This is a genomic window from Streptomyces sp. NPDC001594, from assembly GCF_042893675.1.
Lineage (GTDB): Bacteria > Actinomycetota > Actinomycetes > Streptomycetales > Streptomycetaceae > Streptomyces.
Window position 1 is genome coordinate 404333 of record NZ_JBIAVB010000002.1, and the last position, 14868, is coordinate 419200.

A 14868-nucleotide genomic window follows, 5' to 3' on the forward strand; every position below is an offset into this window, starting at 1 on the left:
CGGACCCCTGATCGGCATCACACTGCGGAGCCGCCTTCGACGTAGCTCTCAGGTATGACGCGCCGTACCTGAGAGCCAACGCCGCGGCTAGGGTCCGGGAATGACCGACATCCAAAGCGACTGGCGACACGACCGCATCGGCAGCGCGCACCGGGGGCGCAACCCCACGGTCCTGCGCCGCCTCGAAGCCGGGTTCGCGGCGATCGGCGACCGGCAGTTCCTGCCCGGCTACTCCGTCCTGCTGACCGACGACCCCGCCGTGACCCGGCTCTCCGACCTCCCGCCGGACCGCCGCGCCGCCTACCTCACCGACCTGGAACGGTTCGCCGAGGCCGTCGAGCGCGCCTGCGCCCGCCTCGACCCGGCCTTCCGTCGCGTCAACATAGAGATCCTGGGCAACACCGACCCCTACCTGCACCCCCACATCTGGCCCCGCTACGACTGGGAGCCCGCCGACCTGGTGCGCATGCCGGTCTGGCTCTACCGCGACGAGGAGTACTGGCGCGGCGACCGCCACGCCCTCGCACCCCGCCACGACGCGCTGCGCACCGCCATCACGGAGGAGCTGGACCGGCTCACCGCATGACGCGCGCCGCCCCCGTCGACCTAGTCCCGCTCATACGTGAGAGGGGCGCTGGCCGACCCGTCCAGCTCGCGGCGCAGGCTCCCGTCGGGCAGCAGCCGCAGCCGGCTCCAGCCGCCCGGGGTGCAGGTGGGCGGGGCGCCCGACACCACCGTGGACGAGCTGAGCTCGACCGGGTCGGGGGCGCTGCGCAGGGTGGCCCGCCAGGAACAGGAGTAGCCGGGGGCGTCGACGCTCAGGGTCATGACGGAGTCGCCCACCGCGCCCGGGGTGAGGACCAGGTGCCAGGCGGCGGCGCCGGAGGTGGTGCGCCAGCTGCCGGCATAGCCGGAGGGCAGCGTTCCAGGCGGCCCCGCCGGGGTTCCGCTTCCGGACGCGGACCCGGACGCGGACCCGGACCCGGACGAGGAGCCGGAAGCGGGGGACGAGGCCGGGGGCCGGGTCCCGTCGGGGGACCGCGGCGCCCGGTCCCCGTTCATGAGGGCGTACACGGTGCCACCCGCCGCCGTCGCCACCACCAGGGCGGTGGCGACCAGGAAGGCCGTCGACGCGGTGCGCGAACGGGGCGCCGGTGCGGCGGACGGGGGCGGCGGGTAGCCGGGCGGCGGCTGCTGAGGCCCGGGCGGCGGCCCGTAGAAGGAGCGCGCGGGAGCCGCCAGCGTGGCGGGCACCGCGGCAGGCGCCGCCCCCGGGCCAGGACCGCCGTACGGACCGGGGCCGCCGTACGGACCGGGGCCGCCGTACGGACCGGCGGTGCCGTACGGCCCGGGAACGGGCACGCCGTCCGGCCCCTGGACGCCGTCCGGCGCGGGAGCGCGGTTCGGGCCGGTGTCCTCGCGGTCGAGGAGCTGGACGGCGTGCCGCCCGAGCTGCGCCACCAGCGCCCCCGGGAGCCACGGTTCCCCGCCACGCCCGTCCGCCACCGTGTCGCCCGCGCCGATCCGTGCCAGGACGTCCGCCGGGGCGGGGCGCGCGGCGGGATCCTTGTGCAGGCACCGTGCGACGAGCTCCCGCAGTTCGGCCGGCACACCCTCCAGTTCGGGTTCCGCTTCGACGATGCGCAGCAGCAGCCCCGCGGTCCCGCCGGGCCGTTCCGCGTCGCCGAAGGGCAGCCGTCCGGTGGCCGCGTACGCCAGGACGGCGCCGAGGCAGAACACGTCGCAGGCCGGGGTGACCGTTTCGCCGCGCACCTGTTCCGGCGCCATGAACCCGGGCGAGCCGACGAGTTCCCCGGTGCGGGTCATTCCGCCGGCGGGGTCCTCCAGCGGGCGGGCGATGCCGAAGTCGATGACGCGGGGTCCGTCGAGCGTGAGCAGGACGTTGGACGGCTTCAGGTCGCGGTGGATGAGCCCGGCGCGGTGGATCTCCTGGAGGGCGTGCGCGAGCCCGGCGGCCAGGATCCGTACCGTGCGGGCGGGCAGGGGGCCGAAGTCGTGGGCGACGGCCTGCCGCAGGCTCGGCCCGGCGACGTAACCGGTGGCGAACCATGGGACCGGCGCCTCGGTGTCGGCGTCCAGGACCGGCGCGGTCCACGTGCCGCCGACGCGCCGGGCGGCGGCGACCTCCTGGCGGAAGCGGGCGCGGAACTCCTCGCGGGCGGCGAGGCCGGGGTGGACGAGCTTGACCGCCACGGTGCGGCCGCGGTCGGAGCGGGCGAGGTAGACCTGGCCCATGCCTCCGGCGCCGAGCCGCGACAGGATGCGGTACGGGCCGATGTGGTGCGGGTCGGACGGGTGCAGCTGTTCCATCGCCGGGGCGAGTCCCTTCCCCCTGGGGTGCCGGTCTGGGCGAGCGTAGCCCCGGCCGAGGGCGCGGGGGAGGGGGGCCGGGTCCCGGCCCGCTCAGACCCGGGGTCCCGGCCCGTTCAGACCCGGGGTCCCGGCGCGCTCAGACCCGGGGTCCCGGCCCGTTCAGACCCCGGGTCCCGCCCCGCTCAGACGCCGGTTTCCGACGCCAGCGCGGTCAGTGCCTCCGACAGCCGTTCCAGTGCCGCCGCCGTCTCCGCGAAGGCCGCCTCGCCCAGGAGGTCCGTCAGCCGGGCCGCCAGCTCCGCGTGGCCCGGGCCGATGCGGGCGATCGCCGCGCGGCCCTCCTCCGTCGGCCGGAGCAGTTTCGCCCGGCGGTGCGCGGGGTTCGGCAGGTACTCGGCGAGCCCCTGGGCGGCCAGCCGGTCCGCCACGCGCTGCACGCTCTGCCGGGTGATCCCCATCGTGCGGGCGATCTCCGCGACGGGCAGCGGCCGCGTCAGCACCGCGCCCAGCACCTGCCACCACGCAGCCGTCAGCCCGGCCGGCCGGGCCAGTTCCTCGGAGACGGCGAGGAACTGGCCGTTCAGCCGGAAGACGCCGAGCGCGGTCCGGCTGAGCAACTCCTGCCGCCCCCGCACCGACAGCCCCTCCCGCACCGCTGACCCCTCCCGCCCCGGCAGGTCCCCCGCCACCGGAACCCGCGGCAGCGGCTCAGGCACCGCCGGCCTCCGCCGCCGCCATCAGGACCGGGAAGGCACTGGCGTCGGAGTCGTGGAACAACCGGTACCAGGCGTCCAGCACCCCCGGCTCGTACACCCCCAGCCGGGCGAACACCTCCCGGGCGAAGGCCACCGGTTCCGTCGGCCCCGCCGTGATCAGGTCGCCCGCGGTGACCGCGTCGGCCTCCACGTACCGGGCGGCGCCCCCGTACCCCGGCTGCGCGGCGAGGTAGGCGGCGGCCCCGCTGGTGTGCGGGAGGTCGTCCAGCAGGCCCTCCCGGGCGAGCCCGGCGGTGGCCCCGCAGATCGCCGCGACGGGCACCCCGGCCGCCAGGAACTCGCGGGCCTTGGCCGCGAAGGGGGCCAGCTCGTCGCCGGTGTCCCACAGTCGCGCGCCCGTCAGGATCAGCAGGGAGGAGTCCTCGGGGCGCAGGCCGGCCAGGGACAGGTCGGGCAGGACGCTCAGGCCGCCCATGGTGGTGACCGGCACCCCGGCCGCCGGGCCGACGGTACGGATGCGGTGGCCGCGCTGCGTGAGGTGGGCGGTGGTGTGGCCGGTCTCCCAGTCCGCGTAGGTGTCGTACACCGCGAGGTGCACGGGCGGGTGAGCCGCGGTGGTCGCACCGCTCCGGGTGTTCGGGGTGCTGCTCACGGGACGCCTCCGGGGGCACGGGCGGGCGGAGTGTGGAGCTACCCCACCACGCTCCACCGTTGACAGCATGCTGTCAATGCCTCCCCGGGCAGACAGACTGCCGAGGGCGGCCCCCCACCCCCATACAGTCCGCCGATATCCCTCCCCACCTGCGCACTTCTAGCGTGACGCCATGACCCCTCATGTCACCGGCGCGACCGTCAAGGCCGCCGACCGCGCTCACGTCTTCCACTCGTGGTCCGCCCAGGCCCTGATCGACCCGCTGGCCGTCGCCGGGGCCGAGGGCTCCTACTTCTGGGACTACGACGGGAACCGCTACCTCGACTTCGCCTCGCAGCTGGTCAACACCAACATCGGCCACCAGCACCCCAAGGTGGTGGCGGCCGTCCAGGAGCAGGCCGCGAAGCTCTGCACGCTGGCGCCCGGCTTCGCCGTGGACGTCCGCTCCGAGGCGGCCCGGCTGATCGCCGAGCGCACCCCCGGCGACCTCGACAAGATCTTCTTCACCAACGGCGGCGCCGAGGCCGTGGAGAACGCCGTCCGCATGGCCCGGCTGCACACCGGCCGGCAGAAGGTGCTGTCCACCTACCGCTCGTACCACGGCGCCACCGCCGCCGCGATCAACCTCACCGGCGACCCGCGCCGCTGGCCCTCCGACACCGCCTCCGCCGGTGTCGTGCACTTCTGGGGCCCCTTCCTCTACCGCTCGCCGTTCCACGCGACCACCGAGGCCGAGGAGTGCGAGCGCGCCCTCGCCCACCTCGCCGACACCCTCGCGTTCGAGGGCCCGCAGTCCGTCGCCGCGATCATCCTGGAGTCGGTGCCCGGCACCGCCGGCATCATGACCCCGCCGCCCGGCTACCTGGCCGGCGTGCGCGAGCTCTGCGACCGCTACGGGATCGTGTTCATCCTGGACGAGGTCATGTCCGGCTTCGGCCGCACCGGCAAGTGGTTCGCCGCCGAGCACTGGGACGTCACCCCGGACCTGATCACCTTCGCCAAGGGCGTGAACAGCGGATACGTGCCGCTGGGCGGCGTTGCCATCTCCGGCGCGATCGCCGAGACCTTCGCCACCCGCCCCTACCCGGGCGGACTGACCTACTCCGGTCACCCCCTGGCCTGCGCCGCCGCCGTCGCCACGATCAACACGATGGCGCAGGAGGGCATCGTCGAGAACGCCGCCCGCGTCGGCGCCGAGATCATCGGCCCCGGGCTCGCCGAGATCGCCGAGCGCCACCCGTCCGTCGGCGAGGTCCGCGGGCTCGGCACCTTCTGGGCGGTGGAGCTCGTCCGGGACAAGGAGACGCGCGAGCCGCTCGTCCCGTACAACGCCGCCGGCGCCGACAACGCGCCCATGGCCGAGTTCGCGGCGGCCTGCAAGGCGTCCGGACTGTGGCCGTTCGTCAACATGAACCGGACGCACGTCGTCCCCCCGTGCAACGTCACGGACGCCGAGGCCAAGGAGGGCCTGGCCCTCCTGGACGAGGCCCTCGGCGTCGCCGACCGCCACACCACGGGGTCCTGATCGTCCGCATGCCGGTCGGTATATCCGCATAACGGCGGGGAACCGATCGGTTTCGGCCGCGCTGCCTGGCCTAAGGTGTCCGAAGTTCTACCGAGGAGACGGACCCCTATGCCAGGCAGCGGCGGTGTCACCCGCAGCACCCTGCGACAGCAGATCGCGGACGCGCTGCGCGACGAGGTGCTCGCGGGCCGGCTGCCCCCGGGCACCGAGTTCACGGTCAAGCAGATCGCCGAGCAGTACGAGGTCTCCGCGACCCCGGTCCGCGAGGCGTTGGTCGACCTCTCCGCGCAGGGCCTGCTGGAATCGGTGCAGCACCGGGGCTTCCGGGTCCGCGTCTACAGCGTGGACGACTACCGGGGCATGATCGAGGCCCGGATGCTCATACTCGACGGGATCTTCCGCCGGCTCGTGGAATGCGGGACCGCTCCCGGCTCCGCCGAGCGGCTGGTGTCCGTGCGCCGCCGCGCGGAGGAGGCGCGGCGGGCCGCGCGCAGCGGTTCGCTCGAAGTGCTGATCGGCTACGACCTGCGGTTCTGGCGGGAGCTCAGCGGGCTGGTCGGCAACACGTACATCACCGAGTTCCTGCACCGGATCCGCGTGCAGTGCTGGGTCTTCTCCGTGCCGCACCTCCAGGGGGCGGAGCTGGGGACCGCCCTGTGGGACGGGCACGGCGAGCTGGTCGACGCGGTGACGCTGGCCGACGCCGACGAGGTCCGCCGGATCGTGCGCGCCTACAACCAGCACGGGCTGGACTGGGCCGCGACCCTCTGAGGCGCGGGCCGGCCGCCGGCCCGTCACGCCGGGTTCTGCGCACCCCTTCGCGGAGCGTGTCCGGCGCATTACGCTGACCGGATCGGCGGCAACGACTGATCGGAGCCCGCGTGGCCTGTGACCTGTGGCTGGTCCCCCTTGTCGACGTGCTGTGCCACAGCCCCGACAACCCCTTCGCGGAGGAGATCGCCGCGTACGACAAGGCGCTGGGCGAGGCGGGTCTGCCGTCGGTGCCCGTGTTCGCCTACATGCCGGGCCTGAGCGGGGACGTGGCTCCGGTGGCCGGTTTCGACTACGACGCCCTGCACTTCCTGCGGCGGGCGTACCTGCTCCAGATCTGCGGGCTGCCGGTGACGCCGGTGGACGAGCTGGGCGGGGACTACGAGCAGCTGCTGGAGATGTTCGAGGCCACCGCGCAGCAGTCGCACCTGGTGTGGCACTACGACCACGCGGGGGCCTACGTCCCGGTGGACTTCCCCGCGCCCCTGGCCAACGAGGAGCTGCTGGCCGGGGGCGGCCCGCTGGGGTCGGCGCAGGGGCTGCTGCGGGAGCTGGCCTTCGTCGCCCCCGCGATCGGGATAGACCCGATGAATCCCCCCGCCGCGCCGGCCCCGCCGGGCGGCCCGACGGCGCTGGAGGAGCCCGCGGGGCCGATGCCGTACGACGCGAGCCCGTTCGCGCGGGAGCGGCACGTCTGGCTGGGCCTGCACGCGGCGGCCACCCGGAGCCTGGGCCAAGGCTCGATGATCATCTTCAGCTGAGGGGGCCCGCCCCGTTCAGCGGGGCTGCTCCGGGGGTCGCTGGCGCGGCATGTTCGGGCGGGTGCCCGGCGGGAGGGGGAAACGGGCCGGGGGGACCCCCGGCTCCGGGCGGGCCGGGGCGGCGCCCAGGGACTGCATGGCCAGCGGCGTCGGCCCCGCCCGGAATTCCACCATCCAGTCGGCCGTCTCGGAGCGCACCAGCTCCGTGACGTCCTCGGAGAACCGCCGCAGCACCGTCAGACAGCGCTCGGCGGCCTCGCTCGCCGTGCCCTCCGTCGGCCCCAGCACCTCGCGCACGTTCTCCGAGGCCCAGTCGAACTGGAGCGTCTGGAGCCTGCGCTGCACCGCCTGCGCGGTCGCCACGTCGCGCATCCACCCCGAGGTCAGCCCGAAGAACCGGTCGCAGGCCAGGCAGGCGGCGGCCAGCAGCAGCGAGAGGTAGCCGTAGGGGGCCGCCCCGGGGGCCGAGCCGGTCAGCTCCAGCAGCGGCATCGCCGCGCCCGTGACGGCGCCCACGGCCGCGCCCGCCCGCAGCGTCCGCGCGCCCCGCCGCTTCCAGGCCCGGTCCGACAGGTACCACTCGGCGGTGCGCAGCGCGTCGGCCTCCACCCGCCGGTAGAGCTCGTCGAGCCGCTCGGCGGGTTCGCCCCAGTCGCCGAGGGGGAACGGCCGGCCGGTCAGGTCGCCGTCCTCTGCGGGATCCCGGGGTGGCCCCTCGGGCTGCATCTCCGGCTGACTCACCCGGGCACTCCCTCTGCCTGCACTGACGTGTCGTGGTGCGCGTGTGCGCAATGGTGCGCATGCTCTTCCTACCTTCGAATGACACGCGATGGACAACGAATCCCCGGTTTTCCGCCCGCAAGGAGGGCGCCATCAGGTACGCGCACGCCCCGTCTCTCACCCGAAAGAGTTGGTCCTCCCGGCGTAGGGCGCCGCGCCCGGGGAGCACGTAGGCTCGGACTGACCGAGCGTTCCCGACGGCCTGAGCCAGGCCGATGCGCAGATGGAGTGAGTACCCGTGATTCCCGGTGGCGGCCAGCCCAACATGCAGCAGCTCCTCCAGCAGGCCCAGAAGATGCAGCGCGACCTCGCGACGGCCCAGGAGGAGCTGGCCCGTACCGAGGTCGAGGGCCAGTCCGGCGGCGGCCTCGTGAAGGCCACCGTCACGGGTTCCGGCGAACTGCGGGCCCTGGTCATCGACCCGAAGGCCGTGGACCCGGAGGACACCGAGACCCTCGCCGACCTGGTCGTCGCGGCGGTCCAGGCGGCCAACGAGAACGCGCAGGCCCTCCAGCAGCAGAAGCTGGGCCCGCTGGCCCAGGGCCTGGGTGGCGCCGGCAGCGGCATCCCCGGCCTTCCCTTCTAGCGCGTCCCTTCCCGTCCCGCCCCCGTTCCCTGTAGAACACAGCTCCAGAACCGAAAGAAGGCAGTCCGTTGTACGAAGGCGTGGTCCAGGACCTGATCGACGAGCTGGGCAGGCTGCCCGGCGTCGGGCCCAAGAGCGCGCAGCGGATCGCCTTCCACGTCCTGCAGGCCGAGCCCACCGACGTCCGCCGCCTCGCGCACGCGCTGCTCGAGGTCAAGGAGAAGGTCCGGTTCTGCGCGGTCTGCGGGAACGTGGCGCAGGAGGAGCGGTGCGGCATCTGCCGCGACCCGCGCCGCGACACCACGGTCATCTGCGTGGTCGAGGAGCCGAAGGACGTGGTCGCGATCGAGCGGACCCGCGAGTTCCGGGGCAAGTACCACGTCCTGGGCGGCGCGATCAGCCCGATCGAGGGCGTCGGCCCCGACGACCTGCGCATCCGCGAGCTGCTGGCGCGCCTCGCGGACGGGACGGTCACCGAGCTGATCCTCGCGACCGACCCGAACCTGGAGGGCGAGGCGACCGCCACCTACCTCGCCCGCATGATCAAGCCCATGGGCCTGAAGGTCACCCGCCTGGCCAGCGGGCTCCCCGTCGGGGGAGACCTGGAGTACGCGGACGAGGTCACGCTCGGGCGGGCCTTTGAAGGAAGGCGACTTCTCGATGTCTGACGCAACGCTGCACGCCCTGGGACAGGATCCGGACGACTTCGCCGCCTCGATCGCGGACCAGATCGAGTCCTTCATCGTCGCGGTCACCGAGGTGGCCAAGGGCGAGGACCCGGACAGCGCCGTCCCCTTCCTCCTCCTGGAGGTGTCGCAGCTGCTGCTGGCGGGGGGCCGGCTGGGCGCGTACCAGGACGTCCTGCCCGAGGAGCGCTACGAGCCCGACCTGGGTCCGGAGCCGGACGTGGACGACCTGCGCGAGCGGTTCGCCGTGATGCTGGAGCCGGTCGACGTCTACTCCGAGGTCTTCGACCCGTACGAGCCGCGCAAGGCCCCGGTCGCGCACCGGATCTCCGACGACCTGGCCGACGTGGTCGCCGACCTGCGGCACGGGCTCATCCACCACTCTGCGGGCCGGATCACCGAGGCGCTGTGGTGGTGGCAGTTCTCGTACTTCACCAACTGGGGGCCGACGGCCTCGGCCACCCTGCGGGCCCTTCAGTCGCTGATCTCGCACGTCCGCCTCAACCAGCCGCTCGCGGCCCTCGACGGCCTGGACACGGACGAGGACCTCACCGAGGAGGACCTCGTGGAGCAGGCCGGACAGGTGATGGAGCAGGAGCTCGGCCGTCTCGGCCGTAAATAATTCCATCTCATGATGTGGTACGAGGCGGTCGGATCCCGACCGCTCGTTAGACTGCACCCGCAATGAGACGGACCGAGCGAGGAGCGCACGTGGGCCTTGTCGTGCAGAAGTACGGAGGCTCCTCCGTAGCCGATGCCGAGGGCATCAAGCGCGTCGCCAAGCGGATCGTGGATGCCAAGAAGAACGGCCACCAGGTGGTCGTCGTGGTTTCCGCGATGGGCGACACGACGGACGAGCTGATCGATCTCGCCGAGCAGGTATCTCCGATGCCTGCGGGGCGCGAATTCGACATGCTGCTGACCGCCGGAGAGCGGATCTCCATGGCCCTGCTGGCCATGGCGATCAAAAACCTGGGCCACGAGGCCCAGTCGTTCACCGGCAGCCAGGCAGGCGTGATCACCGACTCGGTCCACAACAAAGCGCGCATCATCGATGTGACGCCGGGCCGTATCCGCACCGCGCTGGACGAGGGCAACATCGCCATCGTCGCCGGCTTCCAGGGCGTGTCCGCGGACTCCAAGGACATCACCACCCTCGGCCGCGGCGGTTCGGACACCACCGCCGTGGCGCTGGCCGCGGCGCTGGACGCCGAGGTCTGCGAGATCTACACCGACGTCGACGGCGTCTTCACCGCGGACCCCCGCGTCGTGAAGAAGGCCCGGAAGATCGACTGGATCTCCTCCGAGGACATGCTGGAGCTCGCCGCCTCCGGCTCCAAGGTGCTGCTGCACCGCTGCGTCGAGTACGCGCGCCGCTACAACATTCCGATCCACGTCCGTTCGTCCTTCTCCGGACTGCCGGGTACCTGGGTCAGCAACGAAAAGCCCGAGTCGCAAGGGGACGAGCAGGTGGAGCACGCCATCATCTCCGGAGTCGCCCACGACGTCTCCGAAGCCAAGATCACCGTCGTCGGCGTTCCGGACAAGCCGGGCGAGGCCGCGGCCATCTTCCGCGCCATCGCGGACGCCGAGATCAACATCGACATGATCGTCCAGAACGTGTCGGCGGCCTCCACGGGCCTGACGGACATCTCCTTCACCCTCCCCAAGACCGAGGGCCACAAGGCCATCGACGCCCTGGAGAAGGCCAAGGGGCAGATCGGCTTCGACTCCCTGCGCTACGACGACCAGATCGGCAAGATCTCCCTGGTCGGCGCGGGCATGAAGACCAACCCGGGCGTCACCGCCTCCTTCTTCCAGGCGCTGTCCGACGCGGGCGTCAACATCGAGCTGATCTCCACCTCCGAGATCCGCATCTCGGTGGTGACCCGCCAGGACGACGTCAACGCGGCCGTCATCGCCGTCCACACGGCCTTCGGCCTCGACTCCGACAGCGACGAGGCGGTCGTCTACGGAGGCACCGGACGATGAGTCCGCACCGGTCGGCCCCGGCCCCGGCGCTCGCCGTGGTCGGGGCGACCGGGGCGGTCGGATCGATCCTGCTCCAGATCCTGTCCCAGCGGGCGGACGTCTGGGGCGGCATACGCCTGATCGCCTCCCCGCGCTCGGCCGGCCGCGTGCTGGCCGTCCGCGGCCAGGAGACCGAGGTGCTCGCCCTCACCGAGGACGCCTTCGAGGGCCTCGGCAAGGGCGACGTCGTGCTCTTCCTGACCCCGGCCGAGGTGTCGGCGCGCTGGGCTCCCGTCGTCACCGCGCGCGGGGCCGTGGTCGTGGACCAGTCCCCGGCCTTCCGGGAGGACCCCGAGGTGCCGCTGGTGGTGCCCGAGGTCAACGCCCCCGCCGTACGCAACCGCCCGCGCGGGATCGTCGCGGGCCCGGACTGCGTGACCGCCGCGATGATCGCCGCCCTGGGCGCGCTGCACGCCGAGTACGGGCTGGCCGACCTGGCCGTCTCCTCGTACCAGGCCGCCAGCCGTTCGGGCCGGGCCGGCGCGGAGGCACTGCGCCGCCAGCTGTCGCTGGTCGCGGGGAGCCCGCTGGGCGAGCACCCCGGGGACGTCCGCCGCGCGGTGGGCGAGGACACCGGGCCGTTCGCGGCCCCGCTCGCGCTGAACGTGGTGCCGTGGTCCGGGGAGCTGCGCGCGGACGGCTGGTCCTCGCACGAGCTGGCCGTACGGGCGGAGACCCGGCGGATCCTGGGCCTGGAGACCCTGCCGGTCTCCGTGACCTGCGTCCAGGTTCCCGTGGTGACCGGGCATTCCCTGACCGTGCGGGCCCGCTTCGAGCGGGAGGTGGTCGCGGCGCACGCCCGGGAGATCCTGGAGGCGGCCCCCGGGGTGGTCCTCGTGGACGATCCGGCGGCGGGGGAGTGGCCGACGCCGGCCGACGCGGCCGGGACGGATCCGGCCTGGGTGGGCCGGCTGAGGGGCTCGCTGGACGACGCGCGGGCCCTGGAGTTCTTCGTGTGCGCGGACAATCTGCGCAAAGGTGCCGCGCTCAACGCCGCTCAGATCTCGGAACTGATCGCGGGTGAATTCGCGCAACTCGCTTTGTAGGATCGGTGGCGATCCCTTGATCAAGGTGATGGCCCGACTGCCGCCTGGATGAATGGGGCAATCGGGAAGAGCGGGTACGCATGAAGGCAATGGGGAAATTGCTGAATACTCTGCCTCACGCGTACAACCCTCACGGGGGCACGCGTGTCCAACGGGCGTGGCAGAGGCACTCTTGGACTTCGCCGTCGTACCGGCACGCTCGGGGATCCTCCCGCCGCGCCGGCGCACCGGCGCATACGGCGGCTTTCCTGTGATCATGCCCGTCCCGCCGGCGGGCGCACCCGCCGCGCCGCCCGCAGGGGCGGCCCCGGGCGGCCGTGTGCCCGCGCCCCGGGACCCCGCCGACCAGGCCGGGAGCCCCGCCGCCGAGCCGGCCGCCGTCGCCGACACCGCGGTCGCCGACGGCCCCGCCGCCGGTACCGACGCCCGCGAGACCGCCCTCGCCGCCGAGGGCGCCGCCGACGCGCCGCCGGTCGTGGCCGGGACCACCGTCGACCACCTCACCGAGACCTACCAGGCCCACTACCGTTCGCTCCTCGGCCTGGCCGCCCTCCTCCTCGACGACACCGCCTCCTGCGAGGACGTGGTCCAGGAGGCCTTCATCCGCGTCCACTCCGCCCGCAACCGGGTGCGCGACCGCGACAAGACCCTGGCCTATCTCCGCCAGACCGTCGTGAACCTCTCGCGCTCGGCGCTGCGCCGCCGCATCCTCGGCCTCAAGCTGCTGTCGAAGCCGATGCCGGACATGGCCAGCGCGGAGGAGGGGGCGTACGACCAGCTCGAGCGCGACGACCTGATCAAGGCCATGCGCGGACTCCAGCGACGCCAGCGCGAGGTGCTGGTGCTGCGCTACTTCGCGGACATGACGGAAGCCCAGGTCGCCGAGACGCTCGGCATATCGCTCGGCTCGGTCAAGGCGTACGGATCGCGGGGCATTGCCGCGCTGAGGGTGGCGATGGAGGCTGCGCAGTCATGAGGGACGACCACACGAACCCGCCGCCGGGCCCCGCCGCCCCGACCGCCGGGGACGAGCAGGTGCTGCGCAGCCTGTTCGCCGGGGCCGTACAGGGTCTGGAGCCCTCCGAAGGGGCACTGGAACGGCTGCGCCACGCGGTGCCCGCCCGCCGGGCCCGCAAACGGCAGACCCTCGTCGGCGCGGCCGTGGCCGTGCTCCTGGCCGGCACCGGGATCCCGGCCGCGCTGCACCTGGGCGACGAGGACGAGGGCGCGGCCGCCGGTCACTCGGCGATGGCGGGCCACGGCGAGGCCCAGGGAGGCTTCCCCGGCGACCCGCACCACGACGGACCCGCCGGCGGGACGCGGCCCCAGCCGGTGCGGCCCGCCGACCGGGGGCAGACGGCGGGTACCGGCGAGCGGCCCTCCCCGCAGCCCGGCGGCTCCCCCTCCGGAGGCGTGTCGGCGGGCCCCTCCGGCAGTGGACTCCCCACGGCCGCCCTCGGCAACGGCCCGCAGCCCCCGGCCGGAGTGGCCGCAGCGGCCCCCGAATGCACCGCCGACCAGCTCGGCGTGGCGGGCAGCGCCCGCGCCCCCGAGACCGACGGCAAGGTCTACGGCAGCTTCAAGGTCACCAACGTCTCCGGCCGCGGCTGTACGGTCACCGGCCCCGACACCGTGACGGCCTCCTCCCTGACGCACGGCCCGCCGCCCGCACAGCCCCGCGGCGTGACGGTCACGGGCCACACGGCGGGGGACCCGGCGAGCCGGCTGCCCGACCCCTCCGAGGAGGCGCCGGCCTTGGTGCTCCAGCCGAAGCAGGCGTACGAGGTCCTCTTCGCCTGGGTGCCCTCCGCACAGTCCTGCCCGGCCGGCACCCCCGGCCCCACGGCCACGACCCGGCAGCAGGACGGCCCGGCGCAGCGCCCGGCGGGCCAGGCCGACGGCGGTGCGGCCGACACCCCGGCCGGCGGAACCGCGGGCGTCCCGGCCGGGGACACGGCGGGCGGCGCGCAACGGCCGGCCGACCCGGACCCGGCCGGAGTGGCGGTCTCCCACGCCCCGGCCACCGCCACGGGCGCCCCCGTCACCCAGACCACCATCCCGCAGGCCTGCGGCGGCACGGTCTACCGGACGGGGCTCATTCCCCAGCCGGCGCCGTAGCGGAGGCCGTCTTCGAGGAGGCCGTCTCCGGGGAGGCCGTCTTCGGGGAGGCCGCGGGCGCGTCGGCCGGGCTCGCGGCGGGCAGCAGCCCGGCCTCGGCGTCGCGCTGGGTCTCCAGCTCGCGCCGGTAGAGCCGCCACCACATGAACAGCACGAAGGCGACGAAGACGAACCACTCGCCGGTGTAGCCGAGGTTCTGGAAGGCCTTCAGGTCGAGCCCGGTGTTGCTCGGCGCCTGAGCCGGGACGGGCACCATCCCGTCCGACGGGGTCTGCACCGTCAGCCAGGCGTCGTACAGCGGGTCCTGCACCAGGTTGACCAGGGTGGCCGACCCGATGACCCCGAGCTGGCCCGGCGGCAGCCCGCCCTGTGCGTGCACGCCCTTCGTGCCGGCGTTCTCCGAGGCTTGCAGCGCCCCCGTCACCTCGACCCGGCCCGCCGGCGGGGCCGGGGCCTTCGACGCGTCCGCCGTACCCGGCAGCCAGCCCCGGACCACGGGGACGGTCTTGCCGGAGTCGGTCCGCAGCAGGGTCAGGACGTAGAAACCGTTCTTGCCGTCGAGGTCCCGCTCGGGGACGAGCAGCTGCTGGCCGTACTCGCCGGAGGCGGAGGCGAGCCGCCCGGAGGTCTTCGTGTCCACCGGCAGCAGCGAGTCCAGCGGCGCGGCCGCCTCCTCGGCGGGCCGCTCGGAGCCCGCCTCCCGGTGGCTGCCGACGCGGTCCTCGAACCGGCCGAGCTGCCAGGTCCCCATGAACAGGCAGAACGGGATGGCGAGCGCGACGAAGACGTTGATCCCCCACCAGCGCGGGGTCAGGAGAAACCGGTGCACCCCACCAACGGTACGGGGGGTGCACCGGGGGTC

16 protein-coding genes are annotated in these 14868 nt (G+C 73.8%); 11 read left to right on the forward strand and 5 right to left on the reverse strand.

Features of this window, described 5'->3' with window-relative positions; genetic code table 11:
- The first annotated feature begins 109 nt into the window (after positions 1 to 109).
- A complete protein-coding gene (locus ACFY0O_RS05430) occupies positions 110 to 586 on the forward strand; it encodes an HIT family protein (protein WP_388943465.1) in 477 nt (158 codons plus the stop codon).
- Between the two features lie 20 nt (positions 587 to 606).
- Here ACFY0O_RS05430 and ACFY0O_RS05435 read toward each other — a convergent pair whose 3' ends face one another.
- The 3 genes from ACFY0O_RS05435 to ACFY0O_RS05445 form a co-directional block, all read right to left on the reverse strand.
- Entirely contained in the window at positions 607 to 2331 is a 1725-nt protein-coding gene (locus ACFY0O_RS05435; protein ID WP_388943083.1) for a serine/threonine-protein kinase, read from the reverse strand.
- A gap of 185 nt (positions 2332 to 2516) precedes the next feature.
- Entirely contained in the window at positions 2517 to 2987 is a 471-nt protein-coding gene (locus ACFY0O_RS05440) for a MarR family winged helix-turn-helix transcriptional regulator (protein ID WP_388943468.1), read from the reverse strand.
- Positions 2988 to 3042: 55 nt separating this feature from the next.
- Positions 3043 to 3702 (reverse strand): DJ-1/PfpI family protein, encoded by a 660-nt coding sequence (locus ACFY0O_RS05445; RefSeq protein ID WP_388943085.1) that lies wholly within the window; start codon positions 3700 to 3702, stop codon positions 3043 to 3045.
- 172 nt (positions 3703 to 3874) lie between these two features.
- Between ACFY0O_RS05445 and ACFY0O_RS05450 the strand changes: the two genes are divergently transcribed.
- The 3 genes from ACFY0O_RS05450 (at position 3875) to ACFY0O_RS05460 (ending at position 6759) form a co-directional block, all read left to right on the forward strand.
- On the forward strand, positions 3875 to 5227 hold the full coding sequence (locus tag ACFY0O_RS05450) for an aspartate aminotransferase family protein (RefSeq protein ID WP_388943087.1): 1353 nt from the start codon (positions 3875 to 3877) through the stop codon (positions 5225 to 5227).
- Between the two features lie 108 nt (positions 5228 to 5335).
- A complete protein-coding gene (locus ACFY0O_RS05455) occupies positions 5336 to 5998 on the forward strand; it encodes a GntR family transcriptional regulator (protein ID WP_358897596.1) in 663 nt (220 codons plus the stop codon).
- A 110-nt stretch (positions 5999 to 6108) separates the two neighbouring features.
- Positions 6109 to 6759: a hypothetical protein gene (locus ACFY0O_RS05460; RefSeq protein WP_358897598.1), complete on the forward strand. Its 651-nt coding sequence runs from the start codon at positions 6109 to 6111 to the stop codon at positions 6757 to 6759.
- 15 nt (positions 6760 to 6774) lie between these two features.
- Here ACFY0O_RS05460 and ACFY0O_RS05465 read toward each other — a convergent pair whose 3' ends face one another.
- Positions 6775 to 7500 carry an SLATT domain-containing protein gene (locus ACFY0O_RS05465; protein WP_388943090.1) on the reverse strand — a complete coding sequence of 242 codons (726 nt, stop codon included), beginning with the start codon at positions 7498 to 7500 and terminating at the stop codon, positions 6775 to 6777.
- A gap of 277 nt (positions 7501 to 7777) precedes the next feature.
- On the opposite strand from ACFY0O_RS05465, the gene ACFY0O_RS05470 reads away from it, so the two are divergent.
- The 7 genes from ACFY0O_RS05470 (at position 7778) to ACFY0O_RS05500 (ending at position 14006) form a co-directional block, all read left to right on the forward strand.
- Positions 7778 to 8125 (forward strand): YbaB/EbfC family nucleoid-associated protein, encoded by a 348-nt coding sequence (locus tag ACFY0O_RS05470; protein ID WP_358897602.1) that lies wholly within the window; start codon positions 7778 to 7780, stop codon positions 8123 to 8125.
- A gap of 68 nt (positions 8126 to 8193) precedes the next feature.
- The gene (gene recR / locus ACFY0O_RS05475) at positions 8194 to 8793 is read left to right on the forward strand and encodes a recombination mediator RecR (RefSeq protein WP_388943094.1); all 600 of its coding nucleotides are present in this window, start codon (positions 8194 to 8196) and stop codon (positions 8791 to 8793) included.
- The gene (locus tag ACFY0O_RS05480; protein ID WP_388943097.1) at positions 8786 to 9433 is read left to right on the forward strand and encodes a DUF5063 domain-containing protein; all 648 of its coding nucleotides are present in this window, start codon (positions 8786 to 8788) and stop codon (positions 9431 to 9433) included. Before recR ends, ACFY0O_RS05480 begins: the two co-directional genes overlap by 8 nt.
- 89 nt (positions 9434 to 9522) lie before the next feature.
- A complete protein-coding gene (locus tag ACFY0O_RS05485; RefSeq protein ID WP_358897607.1) occupies positions 9523 to 10803 on the forward strand; it encodes an aspartate kinase in 1281 nt (426 codons plus the stop codon).
- Positions 10800 to 11888 carry an aspartate-semialdehyde dehydrogenase gene (locus tag ACFY0O_RS05490; RefSeq protein ID WP_388943100.1) on the forward strand — a complete coding sequence of 363 codons (1089 nt, stop codon included), beginning with the start codon at positions 10800 to 10802 and terminating at the stop codon, positions 11886 to 11888. Before ACFY0O_RS05485 ends, ACFY0O_RS05490 begins: the two co-directional genes overlap by 4 nt.
- 256 nt (positions 11889 to 12144) lie before the next feature.
- Positions 12145 to 12864, forward strand: coding sequence for a SigE family RNA polymerase sigma factor (locus tag ACFY0O_RS05495; RefSeq protein ID WP_388943103.1), 720 nt, complete (start codon positions 12145 to 12147; stop codon positions 12862 to 12864).
- Positions 12861 to 14006 (forward strand): hypothetical protein, encoded by a 1146-nt coding sequence (locus tag ACFY0O_RS05500; protein WP_388943106.1) that lies wholly within the window; start codon positions 12861 to 12863, stop codon positions 14004 to 14006. Before ACFY0O_RS05495 ends, ACFY0O_RS05500 begins: the two co-directional genes overlap by 4 nt.
- On the opposite strand, the gene ACFY0O_RS05505 is transcribed toward ACFY0O_RS05500, so the two are convergent.
- Positions 13984 to 14835 (reverse strand): SURF1 family protein, encoded by an 852-nt coding sequence (locus ACFY0O_RS05505; protein WP_388943108.1) that lies wholly within the window; start codon positions 14833 to 14835, stop codon positions 13984 to 13986. The two genes, ACFY0O_RS05500 and ACFY0O_RS05505, sit on opposite strands and share 23 nt — an antisense overlap.
- Positions 14836 to 14868 lie beyond the last annotated feature (33 nt).